The organism is Acinetobacter sp. PW68 (assembly GCF_020982655.1).
In the GTDB taxonomy this organism is placed as follows: Bacteria; Pseudomonadota; Gammaproteobacteria; order Pseudomonadales; family Moraxellaceae; genus Acinetobacter; species Acinetobacter towneri_A.
In genome coordinates, this window is the sequence record NZ_JAHZSX010000001.1 from 2,765,643 (window position 1) to 2,783,544 (window position 17,902).

Consider the following 17,902-nt stretch of genomic DNA (forward strand, 5'->3'; position numbering starts at 1 on the left):
TTTAGCCTTAACTAAATCAAGTTTTTGTTTGATCGTTAGATCAATATGAAATCGATTGAGCATTCAACCCCAACTGTTTGGGTGTTGTATAGTCAAGCCTCACGAGCAATTAGTATTGGTCAGCTTCACATATCGCTATGCTTCCACATCCAACCTATCAACGTCGTAGTCTTCAACGGCTCTTTAGGAGGCATAAAGCCTCGGGGAAATCTTATCTTGAGGTAGGCTTCCCGCTTAGATGCTTTCAGCGGTTATCCCTTCCGAACATAGCTACCCGGCGATGCGACTGGCGTCACAACCGGTACACCAGAGGTTCGTCCACTCTGGTCCTCTCGTACTAGGAGCAGATCCTCTCAAATTTCCAGCGCCCACGGTAGATAGGGACCGAACTGTCTCACGACGTTCTAAACCCAGCTCGCGTACCTCTTTAAATGGCGAACAGCCATACCCTTGGGACCTGCTTCAGCCCCAGGATGAGATGAGCCGACATCGAGGTGCCAAACACCGCCGTCGATATGAACTCTTGGGCGGTATCAGCCTGTTATCCCCAGAGTACCTTTTATCCGTTGAGCGATGGCCCTTCCATACAGAACCACCGGATCACTAAGACCTACTTTCGTACCTGCTCGACTTGTGGGTCTCGCAGTTAAGCGCGCTTTTGCCTTTATACTCTACGCGTGATTTCCGACCACGCTGAGCGCACCTTCGTACTCCTCCGTTACTCTTTAGGAGGAGACCGCCCCAGTCAAACTACCCACCAGACATGGTCCTCGTCCCGGATAACGGGACAGAGTTAGAACCTCAACATTACCAGGGTGGTATTTCAAGGACGGCTCCACTCGGACTAGCGTCCAAGTTTCAAAGCCTCCCACCTATCCTACACAAGTAAGGTCAAAGTTCAATGTCAAGCTGCAGTAAAGGTTCACGGGGTCTTTCCGTCTAGCCGCGGGTACACCGCATCTTCACGGCGAATTCGATTTCACTGAGCCTCTGCTGGAGACAGCGCCGCCATCATTATGCCATTCGTGCAGGTCGGAACTTACCCGACAAGGAATTTCGCTACCTTAGGACCGTTATAGTTACGGCCGCCGTTTACTGGGGCTTCGATCAAGAGCTTCGCTTACGCTAACCCCATCAATTAACCTTCCAGCACCGGGCAGGCATCACACCCTATACGTCCACTTTCGTGTTTGCAGAGTGCTATGTTTTTAATAAACAGTTGCAGCGGCCTGGTTTCTGAGGCTGTCAACCGCTCAGGGAGCAAGTCCCATCACCGTCAACAGCGTACCTTCTCCCGAAGTTACGGTACCATTTTGCCTAGTTCCTTCAGCAGAGTTCTCTCAAGCGCTTTGGTCTACTCGACCTGACCACCTGTGTCGGTTTCGGGTACGATTCCAGTGTAACTGAAGCTTAGAGACTTTTCCTGGAAGCAGGGTATCAGCCACTTCACTGTACAAGTACAGCTTGCTATCAGATCTCAGCATAGAGCACCCCGGATTTGCCTAAGATGCATGCCTACTTCCTTTCACCTGGACTACCAACGCCAGGCTGACTTAACCTTCTCCGTCCTCTCATCGCATTACACTGAAGTATTGGAATATTAACCAATTTCCCATCGACTACGCCTCTCGGCCTCGCCTTAGGGGTCGACTCACCCAGCCCCGATTAACGTTGGACTGGAACCCTTGGTCTTTCAGCGAACGGGTTTTTCACCCGTTTTGTCGTTACTCACGTCAGCATTCGCACTTCTGATACCTCCAGCATACTTCTCAATACACCTTCTTCGGCTTACAGAACGCTCCCCTACCACGCATAATAAATTATGCATCCGCAGCTTCGGCACATAGTTTTAGCCCCGTTACATCTTCCGCGCAGGCCGACTCGACTAGTGAGCTATTACGCTTTCTTTAAAGGGTGGCTGCTTCTAAGCCAACCTCCTAGCTGTCTATGCCTTCCCACATCGTTTCCCACTTAACTATGATTTTGGGGCCTTAGCTGGCGGTCTGGATTGTTTTCCTCTTGACTACGGACGTTAGCACCCGCAGTCTGTCTCCCGGATAGTACTCATTGGTATTCGGAGTTTGCATCGGTTTGGTAAGTCGGGATGACCCCCTAGCCGAAACAGTGCTCTACCCCCAATGGTATTCGTCCGAGGCGCTACCTAAATAGCTTTCGGGGAGAACCAGCTATCACCGAGTTTGATTAGCCTTTCACCCCTATCCACAAGTCATCCCCTGGCTTTTCAACGACAGTGGGTTCGGTCCTCCAGTTAGTGTTACCCAACCTTCAACCTGCTCATGGATAGATCACCCGGTTTCGGGTCTATACCCAGCAACTATACGCCCTATTAAGACTCGATTTCTCTACGGCTCCCCTATTCGGTTAACCTCGCTACTGAATATAAGTCGCTGACCCATTATACAAAAGGTACGCAGTCACCGAACAAGTCGGCTCCCACTGCTTGTATGCATGCGGTTTCAGGATCTATTTCACTCCCCTCACAGGGGTTCTTTTCGCCTTTCCCTCACGGTACTGGTTCACTATCGGTCAGTCAGGAGTATTTAGCCTTGGAGGATGGTCCCCCCATATTCAGACAAGGTTTCACGTGCCTCGCCCTACTCGTCATCATTATGTGTGCCCTTTCGTGTACAGGACTATCACCCACTATGGTTGCACTTCCCAGAGCATTCCACTAAAACACACATAACTTAATGGGCTTTTCCCCTTTCGCTCGCCGCTACTGAGGGAATCTCAATTGATTTCTTTTCCTACGGGTACTGAGATGTTTCACTTCCCCGCGTTCGCTTCGTATGACTATGTATTCATCATACGATACCTACCTTAAGGTAGGTGGGTTCCCCCATTCAGACATCTCCGGATCAAAGGATATTTGCCGCCTCCCCGGAGCTTTTCGCAGGCTATCACGTCTTTCTTCGCCTCTGACTGCCAAGGCATCCACCACATGCACTTAATTACTTGACTATACAACCCCAAACAGTCGACGTTACCTACAAGTTAGTAACTTCAACATTTCAGTTTAGAGCACTGTGCACTTAAGCACCATACAGCTTCAATCTAAATTCATATACCAAAACGCTTGATTCAGTTAATTTGCTAGTTCTCATTTCAATTCGTAATTAAACCGTAACACCGAAGTATTACTGTCAATCCTATATGAAATGAGTTGAACAATTTATTTCAGACTCAATTTTTGCCAATCTGTTAATGATTCACTGCATCCTCGTCGGACTGCAGTCAACTGTGATAAATCACAGAACTTAATAAGCTTATACTTACTAAATTCTGTAATCTTTAGCTTAAAGCTTCAGTATATGTGTGCCTGCGCACAGCATAGCTGTTTGCTTAAATTTCAAGGAAAAGCCTTAAAGCAGTGCTTTAAGTTTTCTGATCTTGAAATTTGGTGGAGACTAGGAGAGTCGAACTCCTGACCTCCTGCGTGCAAAGCAGGCGCTCTACCAACTAAGCTAAGTCCCCAGCTTATCATCTGTGATTCGATGTATCTTCAATTCCTGTAACTTGATTGATTCAATCTAGGTCAAAGTCATGGTGGGTCTGACAAGACTTGAACTTGTGACCCCACGCTTATCAAGCGTGTGCTCTAACCAACTGAGCTACAGACCCTGAGAAAAATCAAAGCATCGCTTTGTATTTTTCGCAAGACAAACGCAGTGCGTAGTATCTGCTACTCAATCCAATTCGAAAACCTCGAATTATCTTTTAAGACACATCGTCATGAAGAACAACTTGTTGTGGATTCTTACCAATCGTCAATCTTTCGTTAAGGAGGTGATCCAGCCGCAGGTTCCCCTACGGCTACCTTGTTACGACTTCACCCCAGTCATCGGCCACACCGTGGTAAGCGTCCTCCTTGCGGTTAGACTACCTACTTCTGGTGCAACAAACTCCCATGGTGTGACGGGCGGTGTGTACAAGGCCCGGGAACGTATTCACCGCGGCATTCTGATCCGCGATTACTAGCGATTCCGACTTCACGCAGTCGAGTTGCAGACTGCGATCCGGACTACGATCGGCTTTTTGAGATTAGCATCACATCGCTGTGTAGCAACCCTTTGTACCGACCATTGTAGCACGTGTGTAGCCCTGGCCGTAAGGGCCATGATGACTTGACGTCGTCCCCGCCTTCCTCCAGTTTGTCACTGGCAGTATCCTTAAAGTTCCCATCCGAAATGCTGGCAAGTAAGGAAAAGGGTTGCGCTCGTTGCGGGACTTAACCCAACATCTCACGACACGAGCTGACGACAGCCATGCAGCACCTGTATGTAGATTCCCGAAGGCACCAATCCATCTCTGGAAAGTCTCTACTATGTCAAGGCCAGGTAAGGTTCTTCGCGTTGCATCGAATTAAACCACATGCTCCACCGCTTGTGCGGGCCCCCGTCAATTCATTTGAGTTTTAGTCTTGCGACCGTACTCCCCAGGCGGTCTACTTATCGCGTTAGCTGCGCCACTAAAGGATCAAATCCCCCAACGGCTAGTAGACATCGTTTACGGCATGGACTACCAGGGTATCTAATCCTGTTTGCTCCCCATGCTTTCGCACCTCAGTGTCAGTATTAGGCCAGATGGCTGCCTTCGCCATCGGTATTCCTCCAGATCTCTACGCATTTCACCGCTACACCTGGAATTCTACCATCCTCTCCCATACTCTAGCTAACCAGTATCGAATGCAATTCCCAAGTTAAGCTCGGGGATTTCACATTTGACTTAATTAACCACCTACGCGCGCTTTACGCCCAGTAAATCCGATTAACGCTCGCACCCTCTGTATTACCGCGGCTGCTGGCACAGAGTTAGCCGGTGCTTATTCTGCGAGTAACGTCCACTTATCCCAGGTATTAACCAGGTAAGCCTCCTCCTCGCTTAAAGTGCTTTACAACCAAAAGGCCTTCTTCACACACGCGGCATGGCTGGATCAGGGTTCCCCCCATTGTCCAATATTCCCCACTGCTGCCTCCCGTAGGAGTCTGGGCCGTGTCTCAGTCCCAGTGTGGCGGATCATCCTCTCAGACCCGCTACAGATCGTCGCCTTGGTAGGCCTTTACCCCACCAACTAGCTAATCCGACTTAGGCTCATCTATTAGCGCAAGGTCACAAGTGATCCCCTGCTTTCTCCCGTAGGACGTATGCGGTATTAGCATCCCTTTCGGAATGTTGTCCCCCACTAATAGGCAGATTCCTAAGCTTTACTCACCCGTCCGCCGCTAGCTCAGTTACCGAAGCAACCTCGCCCGCTCGACTTGCATGTGTTAAGCCTGCCGCCAGCGTTCAATCTGAGCCATGATCAAACTCTTCAGTTAAAATCATTTCGAGTTTTATAAGTAAAACTCTTAAACTTGGCTCATCAATTTTCTGACTTAAATTTCGCTCAAATAAACTTCGAGTAATTTAAACCAATCAATTAATGATAATATTTCGATTAATCAATCAGTAAAAATCCACACAAGTTGTTCTTCATAATCTCTTAATGATCTTAATTTCTACCTCGTCAGCAGAAATTTTAACGCAAAACACTTCTAACAACTTAACCCTGTAAGCTAAGTTCGTAGGCTGTTTCGCGTCGGGATGAGTGCATTATAGGGCAATTTCCTACACGTGCAAGCGCTTTTAACTGCTTGTTTTCACGAATGTTGGATTTTTATGCACCATTTTGGTTCAAAAATACTCAAAAATCGCACTAACCCTATAATTTTAAATTAAAAATATGTTTTTCATATTTTTGTAATCTAAATCCGCTTATTTTGTAGAGCTAGCCTCTTTTACTTTCACACTGAGTATTTTTACCGCTTGTTTAGGTACATTCTGGTGCATGCCATAGTTTCCAGTGGGTACTTTCACAATTTTATCGACAACATCCATCCCTTTAGTGACTTGACCAAATACCGCATAACCTGCGTTACGTGGACTTCGATTTAAGAAATCGTTATCTACCACATTAATAAAGAATTGGCTGCTGGCAGAATCCGGATGATTCATACGTGCCATCGCCAAGGTTCCACGGGTATTTTTCAAACCATTGTTTGATTCATTACGAATGGTAGCTTTGGTTGGCTTTTCTTGCATATTGGCATCCATACCACCGCCTTGCACCATAAAGCCTGGAATGACACGATGGAAGATCGTACCGTTATAGAAGTTTGACTTAGCATAATTTTCAAAGTTCTTTGCAGAAATTGGGGCTTTATCATTAAACAGTTCGATTTCAATATTGCCCATGCTGGTTGTCATTTCTACCACGGTGTTGGCTGCCATCGTATTGAAGCTGATAAGCATTGCTGCCATGGTAAACACACTTTGTTTTAACATTTGCTGACCAATCCATCTGTGTTGTATTTGCATTGCATCTATATTAATAAGCTTATGCGAATAAATCAGTGGTTATTTTTTATCGCGCTGGAAAACTTATGTATAAAAATAATTCAGATCAGATCCGACTGTGTCCAGCACCGTGGCAACTTCAAGGTGAAGCCTATATTTTAAAATTATTGGCTCAATCCAGAATTTTTAAAATAAACTCTATTTTTGGCTTGACACCTTCTTTTTTAGGACGTTTTGTTCAAGTCATGTGGGAGGTTATCGCCCTCACCCTATTGGTGCTTATGGTGAGCTGCTGATTTTAAATCATCCTTTATTTACGCAGCGTCGTTTATCTACTATTCGTAAAATTTCGTTTCAACCGAGTCTTCTGTGCAACAGAACAACAGCCTTAGGACATTTAAAAAAACTGGTAAGCTTTTATGGTTTTTACGTGCCCGAGTTAGAGCTGACTTTTCCCAAAGCAAAAATCGTTACTGTCGTTTAATTATTCCACGTGAAACAGGTTAGTAAAGACATCCCAAGATTTAGCTACGTGGTCGATCCCAAAATTTTCTAAAATTTTTGCACATTTCAATGCTAATTTTTTTGGCACGACGCGACACAAAGGTCATACTAATAAAACCATGTGTTTGATCTAAATATTCTACATATTTAACCGTCACCTGATTTTGACGCAATTTATGCGCATAAATTTCAGCTTCATCATGCAAAACATCATGTCCTGCTGTGACCACAAAAGCAGGTGCCAGTTTTTTCAATTTGCCAAAAATTGGCGAAATGATTGGATCATCCAAAGCGACCTGATGCTGTGTGGCATAGTGCTGGGTGACAAAATCAATATCTTGTCCCGTCAATACTAAACCATCTTTATAAGCAAAGAATGAAGGATGGCGGCTCTTAAAGTCTAAGGCGGGATAAATTAAAAATTGGGCGTTAGGTGCATAAGCTGATTGAGCACTACGCTGTGCAACTACCGCAGCAATATTGCCACCTGCGCTATCGCCTGCCACCGCTATGCGATTTTTTAAAATTTTCATTTCTCGACGATGTTGATATGCCCATGCCAAAGCATCTTCACAGACTTGAATAATCTGCTGTGGGCTGGCTTCAGGCGCGAGTGGATATTCCACACTCAACACTTGTGCATGGGCATGTACCGCCATTAAGCGACAAAATTCGTCATGGCTGTCTAAACCACCCACTACAAACCCACCACCATGATAAAACACAATTAAGGGCAGTTTTTTATGGGGTGCAGGATGATAATAACGCGCTGCGATATTGCCACTGGCCAAGTTTAAACGAATTTCTTCAACTCGTTTGACCGCAGTTGGAGTGCTCAGAATAGATTGCATTTGTCGATCAAATGCCTGTCTAGACTGCACAGGGTCAGCACCAATAAAACCAATTTTTCCTTGTTTTAATTGTGCCGCCATCATGCATTTAATAAATGGATCAAGGTCTGGGTAATGATACGGATAACCCAAGGCTTGAGCCAAAGTATGATGAACTCGACTTGGTAACTTATTTAATGCACGTGCAGCAGCACCTTGTCCTTTGTACAATTTATTTTTGAGAGATGAATTCAAAATTTGCATGCCTATTCCTTTTTATATATCTGCATGATTTACCTCATGCTTCATAATTTCTTCATGATCAACAGCAAAGTGACCATTTTGTTATAAAAGTGCTTCAATCGTTATACACATACACATTAGCTATACGCTACCCTGCTTTTATGACATTGTCATTGACACTCTTGCTGTCTATGTTTGATGTTTCAGACAAATTCACCTAATTAGCTCAGGAGGCAGAGCATGACTAAAAAATTAATCTTACTTTCATGTGCGACTGCTTTTTTAGCTGTAGGTTGTGTCGCATTTCCTGAAGATGGTTACTACGATGGCCGTTATGATCCTCGTTATGAACGTCGCCATGATTATGATGATCGACGTTATGACTATGATCGTCAGCGTTGGGAATATCAACAGCGTCAACAACGGGTAGAATTAGAACGTCGTAAGCGTGAAATTGAGCGTCGTGAATGGGAACAAAAACGACAACAGCAATTACAGCAACAACGCTATGAACAAGAGCGAAAACGCTTAGCCGAACAACGTAAACGCTTATCGGAACAGCAGCGCAAACAACTAGAGCAAAAGCGTAAGCAGCAACTTGAAGCTGAACAAAAAAAGCGTGAGGAAGCACGTAAACGCTGGCAACAACAACGCGATGCTCAACAAAAGCGCTGGCAGGAAAACCGTAAAGACCGTGAACAAAGACGTGATCGTGATTAAGTCTTGCAGTAAAGCTAAACAAATGAGGAAAAAAAGGGCTTATCCAGAAGTTAGATAAGCCCCGAAAAAAAGTTCTAACAATAAACTAGAATCTACAGCGATATAGCATCTATGCACAAAGAATAAGCAGCGTATAAATTATTAATTTCTCTAAAATAATTGGTTTAGCTCTTACATAACACGTCCATAGCACGGTTATTTGATCAAAGCTAAAATAAAAATCATAGGCTATAGATTAATTTCCATATAAATCAAATACTTTTTAGGATTTAAATCTTCTTTTTAGCACCATAATGCTGCATCTTTTTGCTTTAAACTATCCCTCACTTGCAATATTAAAGTGCAGCAAAGACGTTATTTTTAGTTAAAGTTCAATGCAAAATTAAAATTAATCTGCAAAGACGCTTGAATTTTATCTGCCCTGCCCCGATTTCTTAGCTAATTACGAACTTCTCAAACCATGGCAGTTCAGCAATAACGCAGTTTGCATTAGCACTGACGCCAAAGGACTGTACATGTTTAAAAACCCATTTAAACGGAGTAAATCAATGGCAACTGAGCAGAACGAGCAAACTCAAGACCTTGAGCAAGCGCAAACGGAACAACAAACAGCGCAAGATACTGAGCAAGCAGAAGTTTCCGTTGAGTCTTTACAAGAACAACTGAGCGAACTTGAAGAAAACCTAAAATTGGAAAAAGCACGTACTGCCAATGCAGTTTACGAAGCAGAAAAAACCAAAGAGCGTTTGGAACGTGAAGCAGATACCGCTAAAAAGTTTGCTTTAGAAAAGTTTGCGAAAGAATTGTTGGATTCTGTAGACAACCTTGAACGTGCCATTGCCGCCAATGGTGATGAAAAAACGGCTTTGTCTGAAGGTGTGGAGCTGACCCTAAAATCCCTACTGACCACTTTAGAAAAGTATGGTGTAGTGGTGATTGATACAGCTAATGGTTTCAATGCAGACCTGCATCAAGCTGTGGGGATTGATCCAAATGCAAAAGCCAACGAAATTGGCAACGTATTACAAAAAGGCTACACCTTACATGGTCGCTTACTCCGCCCTGCAATGGTGATGGTTGGCGCTTAAGCCTTATAAAATCGAGAGTTGATAAAAAATTTTCATCCAAACAACTTGAAAAATTTTGATTGGCTCTCATATCGAATAACAAGTGAAAACATTGAAAAAGAATTTTTGAGGAAACATCCAAATGGCTAAAATTATTGGAATTGACTTAGGTACAACTAACTCATGTGTAGCGGTACTTGAAGGCGACAAAGTTAAAGTAATTGAAAACGCAGAAGGTGCACGTACAACTCCATCTATTATTGCTTACAAAGATGGCGAAATTCTTGTAGGTCAATCTGCAAAACGTCAGGCTGTAACTAACCCGAAAAACACATTATTCGCAATTAAGCGTTTGATTGGTCGTCGTTATGAAGACCAAGCGGTACAAAAAGACATTGGTCTTGTACCTTACAAAATCATCAAAGCAGACAATGGTGATGCTTGGGTTGAAGTGAATGACAAGAAACTTGCGCCACAGCAAATTTCTGCTGAAATTTTGAAAAAGATGAAAAAGACTGCCGAAGATTATTTGGGCGAAACAGTTACTGAAGCTGTTATTACTGTACCTGCGTACTTTAACGATGCGCAGCGTCAAGCAACCAAAGATGCGGGTAAAATTGCAGGCTTAGAAGTTAAACGTATCATCAACGAGCCAACTGCTGCTGCACTTGCATTTGGTATGGACAAGAAAGAAGGCGACCGTAAAGTTGCTGTATATGACTTGGGTGGTGGTACTTTTGACGTATCGATCATTGAAATTGCAGACCTTGATGGCGACCAACAAATTGAAGTGCTATCCACCAACGGTGATACCTTCCTTGGTGGTGAAGACTTTGACAATGCCTTGATCGAATACTTGGTTGAAGAGTTCAAAAAAGAGCAAAACTTCAACTTAAAACAAGATCCATTGGCACTACAACGTCTAAAAGAAGCAGCTGAGAAAGCAAAAATCGAGCTTTCTTCTTCTAACGCGACTGAAATTAACTTACCGTACATCACTGCAGATGCAACAGGTCCGAAGCACTTGGTAATGAACGTGACTCGTGCCAAACTTGAAGGCTTGGTTGCTGATTTAGTCGCTCGTACCATTGAGCCATGTAAAATTGCGCTACAAGATGCAGGACTTTCAACTTCTGACATCTCTGACGTCATTTTGGTGGGTGGTCAATCACGTATGCCACTTGTACAACAAAAAGTACAAGAATTCTTTGGTAAAGAGCCACGTAAAGACGTAAACCCAGATGAAGCTGTTGCGATTGGTGCAGCAATTCAGGGTGCGGTATTGTCTGGTGACAAAACTGACGTATTACTTTTAGACGTAACGCCATTAACGCTTGGTATTGAAACCATGGGCGGTGTGTTGACGCCAATCATTGAGAAAAACACGACGATTCCTGCGAAGAAATCTCAAGTGTTCTCAACAGCGGCAGACAACCAGCCTGCGGTAGACATTTCAGTTTACCAAGGTGAGCGTAAAATGGCTCAACAAAACAAATTGTTGGGTAACTTCCAATTAGGTGACATTCCACCTGCGCCACGCGGTGTGCCACAAATTGAAGTTTCGTTCGACATTAACGCTGACGGTATCTTGAAAGTGTCTGCTAAAGACAAGAGCACAGGCAAAGAACAATCAATTCAAATTAAAGCAAACTCTGGCTTGAGCGATGCCGAAATTGAAGCGATGATTAAAGATGCTGAAGCGAATGCTGAAGAAGATCGTAAGTTTGAAGAACTTGCAAAAGCACGTAACGAAGCGGATGCTTTAGTTTCTTCTGCTCAAAAAGCAGTCAAAGATCTTGGTGAACAAGTGACTGCTGATGAGAAAACTGCGATTGAAACTGCAGTCACTGAGCTTGAAGCGACAACCAAAGAAAATGATGTAGATGCAATCAAAGCGAAAACTGAAGCATTGCAAAACATCATCATGCCAATTACGCAACGTGCGTATGAAGCTGCACAAGGTCAAGGCGGTGCACAAGGTTTTGATCCGAATGCCTTTGGCGGTGACGCAGGTCAACAAAAAGCCGATGATGGCGTTGTAGATGCTGAATTCACAGAAGTCAAAGATGACAAAAAATAATTTGTCGCTTTAACGCACATCAGAAACCGCGCTGCAAGCAATTGCAGCGCGGTTTTTCTTTTCAATGCTCGTTACACTGACTTTAAGACGCAGATTTAAATGAAAGAGAACAGACAACTACAAACCCAACCAAATACAGCAGACAAAATGATGCGCCAACCGCAAATCGATTGAGTTACTGCCCTATTTTCGGCTACAGTTAATGCAAAAGAGGATGTCGCTAGCAATGCGTTTGTTTCTGTTTGGTGCAATCATACTATTTTCTATCTTGATGATTTATCAAAATATTCAGCATCCGCATACACGGCACAATACTGCACTGGATCGTTTACAACACCCTTTAGATACTCGCTTACGTTATCGTATTGCTGAAGTCGACCCGCGTTTTGGCTTAAGCCATGCCGATGTACTGCAATTGAGTCAGGAAGCCACCCAGATCTGGTCACAAGGGACGGGACAGGATTATTTTGTATATGATCCAAATGCCAAGCTCGCCATTCACTTGATTTATGATCAACGTCAAGATGAATCCAACCAACGCCAACAGCAACTTACAGTCATTCAACAACGCCAACAATACTGGAACAATCAAAACCAAAATATTCAAGCACTAAAACAAGAAATTGAAGTTAAAAATCAACAGCTTGATGCCAAAAAAATGCAATTTGAACAACAACTTGAACAATACAATCGTCAAGTACAACAGATTAACCAAAATGGTGGGCTACATTCCTCACAGCAGGAAATTTTTGCAGCCAAAAAACAAGAAATCCAGCAACGCATGTGGAGTTTAGAATACGAAATAGCGCAATTTAATCAACAAATTAACCAACTTAACCAACAAGTCGATGCCCTCAATCAACTTAATCAGGACATTGATGTATCCATCCAGCAATTTAATGCACGCTTTCAGCCACGTTTATTTGATAAAGGCAGTTTTGATGGTCAAGCCATTCGGATTTATGAGTTTCAATCTAAAGATGATTTACGCTTAACTTTGGCGCATGAATTCGGCCATGCTTTAGGTTTAGCACACCATAACGACCCTTATGCCTTAATGTATCCAATGCTAAAAGATCAGCAGTTACAGAATTTCCAACTGCGTCCTGCGGATCTCGATTTACTCCATGCACGGCGTTAAGCAATTTGGCAAACTGAAGTGACTAAAACACAAAACTCCCCTCACCCTGTACGATAGTTGCATATCCCTTACACGTGCAAAGGCAGCAAATTTACTCATTTCATGTTATTGTGAAGGCTCTGTATAACCCCGAACGATCTGTGGAGATTCATGTGAGTTACTACCATATCCTGATTGAAGTAAATGACCACATCAGCACGATTGAACAAAGCCGTGATATCGAAATTTTTGATATTGTTGAGCTTCAACCTTGTCTCCACTCGATTTTATTGCCGTATTTTAATGAGCAAGTGATTGAACTTGAAGATGAAAATATTGAATATAAAGATATTTTGCATCTTGAGGTTAGACAGACCTTATTACCAATTGAACACCTGATTGAAGAAGAACAGCGTTTGCTGCCAAGTGATACCGACATCACCATTTCAGCTTATGAAATTTTTAATAACAAAGAATTAAGCCAAGATGTCACAACTGTGATTTTTGATTTACTTGAAGCGGTGAAAATTGAACCTTAAACACCTGTTTTAAGACAGAAATTAAAAAGGTCTGCATATTCGCAGACCTTTTTTATGCAATCGCAACCACTTATTGCATCATTTGTTTGGCCGCTTCATTACGAAACGCTCTTAAAATTTGCTGCCCTGCCCGACCTGTTGCAGCTAAGCCGAGTCGAATCTGTTCCTGACGAATCGCTTGACGGGTTTTGTCGCCAATTAAACCATCCACTTCACCAATGTCATAACCACGACTTAACAAAAAGCGTTGAATTTCACGGCGTTCTGCGCGGGATGTACCTGCATCATCGGTTGGCCAAGCGGTGCGGAATGCAGACTGCCCCATTAAACGATCTGATAAATGCGCAATCGCTAAGGCATAACTTTCTGCTGCGTTATAGCTATAAATGGCATCGAAGTTTCTAAACACTAAGAATACAGGGCCATTCGCACCTGCAGGTGCCATTAAACCAGCCTGACTACTGCCCGACAAATTGCCCTGAATTAAAGCTGAGCCATCTGCACGAGTTAATCCACGGTTGACCCAACTACTGAGGGATTTTTTATTACGTCGCCCTTTTCCACTTAACGACATGCCGGCAGGAACATTCACCTCAAAGCCCCACGGATGCCCTGTTTGCCAGCCACGGCGTTTTAAAAAGTTAGCAGTGGAAGCCAAAGCATCTGGAATACTAGATACTAAGTCACGGCGACCATCACCATCAAAATCGACCGCCAACTCATCATAGGTCGATGGCATAAACTGAGTATGCCCAAACGCCCCTGCCCATGAGCCTTTTAATTGTGATTCAGTGACATCACCACGTTGCAATAAACGCATGGTGGTAAAAAACTCACCTCGGAAATAGCTTTGACGGCGTCCTTCACAGCTCAAGGTACCTAGCGCTTGCAATAATGGATAGGATCCTGAAATCGCACCAAAGTTACTTTCTACACCCCAAACCGCCACTACGGTTTCTGCAGGTACGCCATAGGCTGCTGCAACACGATTGAGCACATCACGGTGCTGTGCCAATTTCTGCTGTCCTGCCTGCACGCGCTCATCATCGACCAAGCCTGAGAGATAATCCCAGATTGGCGTAGAAAATTCAGGTTGGTAATTTAAACGCTCAATGACGGAATAATCTGGGCTGAGATTTTGAGTATAGCGATCATAACTGCTGCCACTCACCCCTTTGGCAATGGCTTGGCTGCGTAAATTGGCCAAACAACTTTGAAAATGGTTTTGTGGTTGAAAATTTGCAGATGTACTGACCGTTGGTGTTACGGTGACAGATTTTCCATTGATAATCAGTTCTGCCTGAACCTGAGTAGCTGCCATGGCAGCTGTCGCAAAAATCACAGCGAAACGATGCATAATACCCTTTGATGTGTTTTGAATTTAAATCTTGGCTTTACCATAACACCTTCAGCCACAGAGATCAGATGAAAATCTGTAACTTTAAATTCATTTACACAGTTTTAAATTCATTTTCTCATTTTAAATTTAAAACACTTATCCACAAGTACGGCATCTCACATTTTTAAATTCAAAATCACAACACATGATAAGACTTTTAAATTTAAAAGTTTAAATTCAAATTAAACCAACCCAAGTTATCCACAAAACACGACATTCACTGCATATTTATGATGTATTACTTTGAATTTAAAAGTAGCTTTTTAAATTTAAAGATCAAAAGAGCCGCTACTTTATTTAAATTCAAAACTGCAGATCTATCTTTAAATTCATTTCTGATATTTAAATTCAAAGTTGAAGCATCGCTTTAAATTTAAAACGCGCTATTTGAATTTAAAGTTTTGAATTCATAATTATCATCTGTTTCCCATCAGACTTGTGCGCATTTTTATTTTAAGTATTGCTTTGCTACGGTGATAATCGCTTATTCAACCTGATCTATCTTAATCAACCTAAAAGTGCAGCGTCAATCCTAGACAGATTAACGGTAGAACACCTTAAAAATAGGCAGAATAAAAACGTGAAAGTATAAAAAAGCGCTCATCGTGATGAGCGCTTTGGTGTCATTTTTAAATTTACAAGCTCATATCAGCACTGAGCGCCAATGGATTTGGTAAAATTTTTGCCAATTGGCGGCATAAATCTGTCAATTCAGCGGCATCATTCGGCATTAAAGTAATATGCCCAATTTTACGGCCTTCACGCTCAGTTTTATTGTACAAATGCAAATGTGCGCCATTCAATGCCAACACATCTTCAGTTTTGGGATGCTGACCAATAATATTGACCATCACCGTTGGACGTACCACTTCAGTTGAGCCTAACGGTAAACCTGCTACAGCACGAATATGGTTCTCAAACTGCGAACACACCGCGCCTTCAATTGACCAGTGACCTGAGTTATGCACACGAGGTGCCATCTCGTTGGCATACAAGCCCTTGTCAGTGACAAATAGCTCTAGCGTTAATACACCAACATAATTTAAGTGATTGAGCAGGCGAGTGATGTAGTCTTGCGCCACAGGCTGTAAGTCTGCGCTGTTTGGTGCAGGTACAATCGAGTGCGATAAAATACCGTTGTGATGATGGTTTTCTGCCAAGGGCCAAGTTTTAACTTCACCATTTTGACCACGCACCGCAATAATAGATACTTCACGTGAAAAAGTTACAAAACTTTCTGCAATCAAGCTGCCTGCAGGGCCTAATTCAGCCCAAGCTTGTTCAATCTGATCTGCACTGCGCAGTACAAACTGACCTTTGCCATCATAGCCGCCTGTTGCGGTTTTTAGCACAATTGGCAGACCGAGTTCAGCTACAGCAGCCTGTAAACTTTCCAGCGAGTTGACCGCTTGATACGGCGCAACAGGAATCGCCAATTCATCAAATAAGCCTTTTTCCAGCAAGCGGTTTTGGGCAATTGCCAAAGCCTGACGTGGTGGATGCAAGTCTTTGTGCTTAATCAATACATCAACATCAGCCAACGGAGTATTTTCAAACTCAAGGCTGAATATATCGGCACTCTGTATAAAATCTTGTAGGCTATTTTCGCTTTTGCTGGCAAAAACCTGACCCAAGGTTGCCGCTGGGCAATCTGGACTGGCTTCAAAAAAGGTACATTGAATATTCAAGGGTAAAGCCGCTTGTGCCATCATGCGACCCAATTGACCGCCACCAAAAATACCGATGGTCTTATCCATAGTAATTGTCCCGCTTAAGCCTGACCTGGAATATTGTTGCTTGAAACTTTCTCAGTTTGCGCGGCACGGAAATTGACAACATTTTGTGCAATCTCTGGACGGGTTAAACCTAAAATTTGGGCTGCCATAATTGCCGCATTGGTTGCTCCCGCAGGACCAATCGCCAATGTACCTACCGCAATACCCGCAGGCATTTGCACAATTGAAAGTAATGAATCGACACCATTTAAAATTGAAGATTTCACTGGCACACCTAAAACAGGTAAATCAGTTTTAGCTGCACACATACCTGGTAAGTGTGCGGCACCACCAGCGCCTGCAATAATCACCTGAATGCCACGATCACGCGCTTGTTCAGCATATTCAAATAAGCGATCTGGGGTACGGTGTGCAGAAACGACTTCCGCTTCAAATGGGACACCAAGCTGCTTCAGCATATTGGCAGTGTGTTCGAGAGTTGCCCAATCCGATTGAGAACCCATGATAATTCCAACGAGAGGAGCGTCTTGTGCAGCGGCCGCGTTCATTACAAATATTCCAGAAACGAAACTAAGGAAAGAGAAATTCAGGCGAGAAAGCCAAGCTTGAATAAGAACTCCACATTATAGACTGATTTTTCGACTTGTTAAAATTGAACACGGCGACTCAACCGACTTTTTTGATTATTTTTATCGGGTTATTTTAAAGAATTGAAAACAGTTAAACAAAATAGGTGAACCTAAAGCTATTCAAGCGAGCTAAAACTCGTCTTTAAGGCGCACGAAATACAAAATACACGCAACCACATAAACATAAGGCTGCCCATAAATAATCCAGTTTTAAAGGTTGCTTAAACAGAAAAATCATAAACGGTACAAACACCAATAAAGTCACAACTTCTTGGGTAATTTTCATTTGACCTACCGCCCAGCCATGCTGCGCCAGCAAACGGGTAGCAGGAATCATCAAACTGTATTCAAATAGGGCGATCACCCAACTGAATAAAATTGCCTGCCACAGCGGAGCATCATGTGGTAAAAACTTGAGATGACCATACCACGCCAAGGTCATAAAACAGTTTGCAATCACCAAAAGTAAAAGTGCTGAAGACATTGTGTCGTACTATCTTAAAAATTCAGTTTTATTTTACGAGCTATTTGCCATAAAAAATGCAAGAGCAGCAATTTTTTACATCCTTTGGCGCAGATTCAGCTCAGAAAAATCCCTGAAATGAGATACAAGAATCACTATCTTTTCGCCAAAACCCTTGCTATCGTTGCTTCAAATCAAATTAATCACGACAACAG

12 protein-coding genes, 2 tRNA genes and 2 rRNA genes are annotated in these 17,902 nt (G+C 43.2%); 6 read left to right on the forward strand and 10 right to left on the reverse strand.

Annotated elements, in window-relative coordinates; translation table 11 throughout:
* Positions 1 to 88: 88 nt before the first annotated feature.
* The 5 genes from K1T76_RS13230 to K1T76_RS13250 all read right to left on the reverse strand — a co-directional run bounded on the left by K1T76_RS13230 (position 89) and on the right by K1T76_RS13250 (position 6,345).
* Positions 89 to 2,982: ribosomal RNA gene (locus K1T76_RS13230) — 23S ribosomal RNA — on the reverse strand.
* A 437-nt stretch (positions 2,983 to 3,419) separates the two neighbouring features.
* A tRNA-Ala gene (locus K1T76_RS13235) sits at positions 3,420 to 3,495 on the reverse strand.
* A gap of 70 nt (positions 3,496 to 3,565) precedes the next feature.
* A tRNA-Ile gene (locus K1T76_RS13240) sits at positions 3,566 to 3,642 on the reverse strand.
* Between the two features lie 158 nt (positions 3,643 to 3,800).
* Positions 3,801 to 5,339: ribosomal RNA gene (locus tag K1T76_RS13245) — 16S ribosomal RNA — on the reverse strand.
* The 16S and 23S rRNA genes sit together here with 2 tRNA genes alongside, the layout of an rRNA operon.
* Positions 5,340 to 5,775: 436 nt before the next feature.
* The gene (locus K1T76_RS13250; RefSeq protein WP_019836810.1) at positions 5,776 to 6,345 is read right to left on the reverse strand and encodes a peptidylprolyl isomerase A; all 570 of its coding nucleotides are present in this window, start codon (positions 6,343 to 6,345) and stop codon (positions 5,776 to 5,778) included.
* 98 nt (positions 6,346 to 6,443) lie between these two features.
* Between K1T76_RS13250 and K1T76_RS13255 the strand changes: the two genes are divergently transcribed.
* Positions 6,444 to 6,653: a hypothetical protein gene (locus K1T76_RS13255; protein ID WP_230245585.1), complete on the forward strand. Its 210-nt coding sequence runs from the start codon at positions 6,444 to 6,446 to the stop codon at positions 6,651 to 6,653.
* 228 nt (positions 6,654 to 6,881) lie between these two features.
* Here K1T76_RS13255 and K1T76_RS13260 read toward each other — a convergent pair whose 3' ends face one another.
* A complete protein-coding gene (locus tag K1T76_RS13260; RefSeq protein WP_070155009.1) occupies positions 6,882 to 7,955 on the reverse strand; it encodes an alpha/beta hydrolase in 1,074 nt (357 codons plus the stop codon).
* A gap of 219 nt (positions 7,956 to 8,174) precedes the next feature.
* Here K1T76_RS13260 and K1T76_RS13265 point away from each other — a divergent pair, with 219 nt between their 5' ends.
* The 5 genes from K1T76_RS13265 to K1T76_RS13285 all read left to right on the forward strand — a co-directional run bounded on the left by K1T76_RS13265 (position 8,175) and on the right by K1T76_RS13285 (position 13,460).
* Positions 8,175 to 8,654: a hypothetical protein gene (locus tag K1T76_RS13265; protein ID WP_230245586.1), complete on the forward strand. Its 480-nt coding sequence runs from the start codon at positions 8,175 to 8,177 to the stop codon at positions 8,652 to 8,654.
* Between the two features lie 515 nt (positions 8,655 to 9,169).
* Positions 9,170 to 9,742: a nucleotide exchange factor GrpE gene (gene grpE / locus K1T76_RS13270; RefSeq protein WP_264754240.1), complete on the forward strand. Its 573-nt coding sequence runs from the start codon at positions 9,170 to 9,172 to the stop codon at positions 9,740 to 9,742.
* 121 nt (positions 9,743 to 9,863) lie between these two features.
* Positions 9,864 to 11,801: a molecular chaperone DnaK gene (dnaK, locus tag K1T76_RS13275; protein ID WP_019836805.1), complete on the forward strand. Its 1,938-nt coding sequence runs from the start codon at positions 9,864 to 9,866 to the stop codon at positions 11,799 to 11,801.
* Between the two features lie 226 nt (positions 11,802 to 12,027).
* Complete coding sequence (locus tag K1T76_RS13280) at positions 12,028 to 12,942, forward strand: matrixin family metalloprotease (protein ID WP_070155001.1); 915 nt, start codon at positions 12,028 to 12,030, stop codon at positions 12,940 to 12,942.
* A gap of 140 nt (positions 12,943 to 13,082) precedes the next feature.
* Positions 13,083 to 13,460, forward strand: a complete 378-nt coding sequence (locus K1T76_RS13285; protein ID WP_162164695.1) for a hypothetical protein — start codon at positions 13,083 to 13,085, stop codon at positions 13,458 to 13,460.
* A gap of 70 nt (positions 13,461 to 13,530) precedes the next feature.
* On the opposite strand, the gene K1T76_RS13290 is transcribed toward K1T76_RS13285, so the two are convergent.
* From K1T76_RS13290 to K1T76_RS13305, 4 genes are all read right to left on the reverse strand, one after another.
* Positions 13,531 to 14,817: a lytic murein transglycosylase gene (locus K1T76_RS13290; protein WP_230245587.1), complete on the reverse strand. Its 1,287-nt coding sequence runs from the start codon at positions 14,815 to 14,817 to the stop codon at positions 13,531 to 13,533.
* A 677-nt stretch (positions 14,818 to 15,494) separates the two neighbouring features.
* Positions 15,495 to 16,616: a 5-(carboxyamino)imidazole ribonucleotide synthase gene (locus K1T76_RS13295; protein WP_230245588.1), complete on the reverse strand. Its 1,122-nt coding sequence runs from the start codon at positions 16,614 to 16,616 to the stop codon at positions 15,495 to 15,497.
* A gap of 14 nt (positions 16,617 to 16,630) precedes the next feature.
* On the reverse strand, positions 16,631 to 17,143 hold the full coding sequence (gene purE, locus K1T76_RS13300; RefSeq protein WP_004969800.1) for a 5-(carboxyamino)imidazole ribonucleotide mutase: 513 nt from the start codon (positions 17,141 to 17,143) through the stop codon (positions 16,631 to 16,633).
* A gap of 223 nt (positions 17,144 to 17,366) precedes the next feature.
* Positions 17,367 to 17,708 (reverse strand): DMT family protein, encoded by a 342-nt coding sequence (locus K1T76_RS13305; protein ID WP_230245589.1) that lies wholly within the window; start codon positions 17,706 to 17,708, stop codon positions 17,367 to 17,369.
* Positions 17,709 to 17,902: the final 194 nt, after the last annotated feature.

Coding starts and splice junctions, on each gene's coding strand:
- grpE (WP_264754240.1), top strand. CDS start 9,170: ATGTTTAAAAACCCATTTAAACGGAGTAAATCAATGGCAACTGAGCAG.
- K1T76_RS13250 (WP_019836810.1), bottom strand. CDS start 6,345: ATGTTAAAACAAAGTGTGTTTACCATGGCAGCAATGCTTATCAGCTTC.
- K1T76_RS13305 (WP_230245589.1), bottom strand. CDS start 17,708: ATGTCTTCAGCACTTTTACTTTTGGTGATTGCAAACTGTTTTATGACC.
- purE (WP_004969800.1), bottom strand. CDS start 17,143: ATGAACGCGGCCGCTGCACAAGACGCTCCTCTCGTTGGAATTATCATG.
- K1T76_RS13255 (WP_230245585.1), top strand. CDS start 6,444: ATGTATAAAAATAATTCAGATCAGATCCGACTGTGTCCAGCACCGTGG.
- K1T76_RS13260 (WP_070155009.1), bottom strand. CDS start 7,955: ATGCAAATTTTGAATTCATCTCTCAAAAATAAATTGTACAAAGGACAA.
- K1T76_RS13265 (WP_230245586.1), top strand. CDS start 8,175: ATGACTAAAAAATTAATCTTACTTTCATGTGCGACTGCTTTTTTAGCT.
- K1T76_RS13290 (WP_230245587.1), bottom strand. CDS start 14,817: ATGCATCGTTTCGCTGTGATTTTTGCGACAGCTGCCATGGCAGCTACT.
- K1T76_RS13295 (WP_230245588.1), bottom strand. CDS start 16,616: ATGGATAAGACCATCGGTATTTTTGGTGGCGGTCAATTGGGTCGCATG.
- K1T76_RS13280 (WP_070155001.1), top strand. CDS start 12,028: ATGCGTTTGTTTCTGTTTGGTGCAATCATACTATTTTCTATCTTGATG.
- dnaK (WP_019836805.1), top strand. CDS start 9,864: ATGGCTAAAATTATTGGAATTGACTTAGGTACAACTAACTCATGTGTA.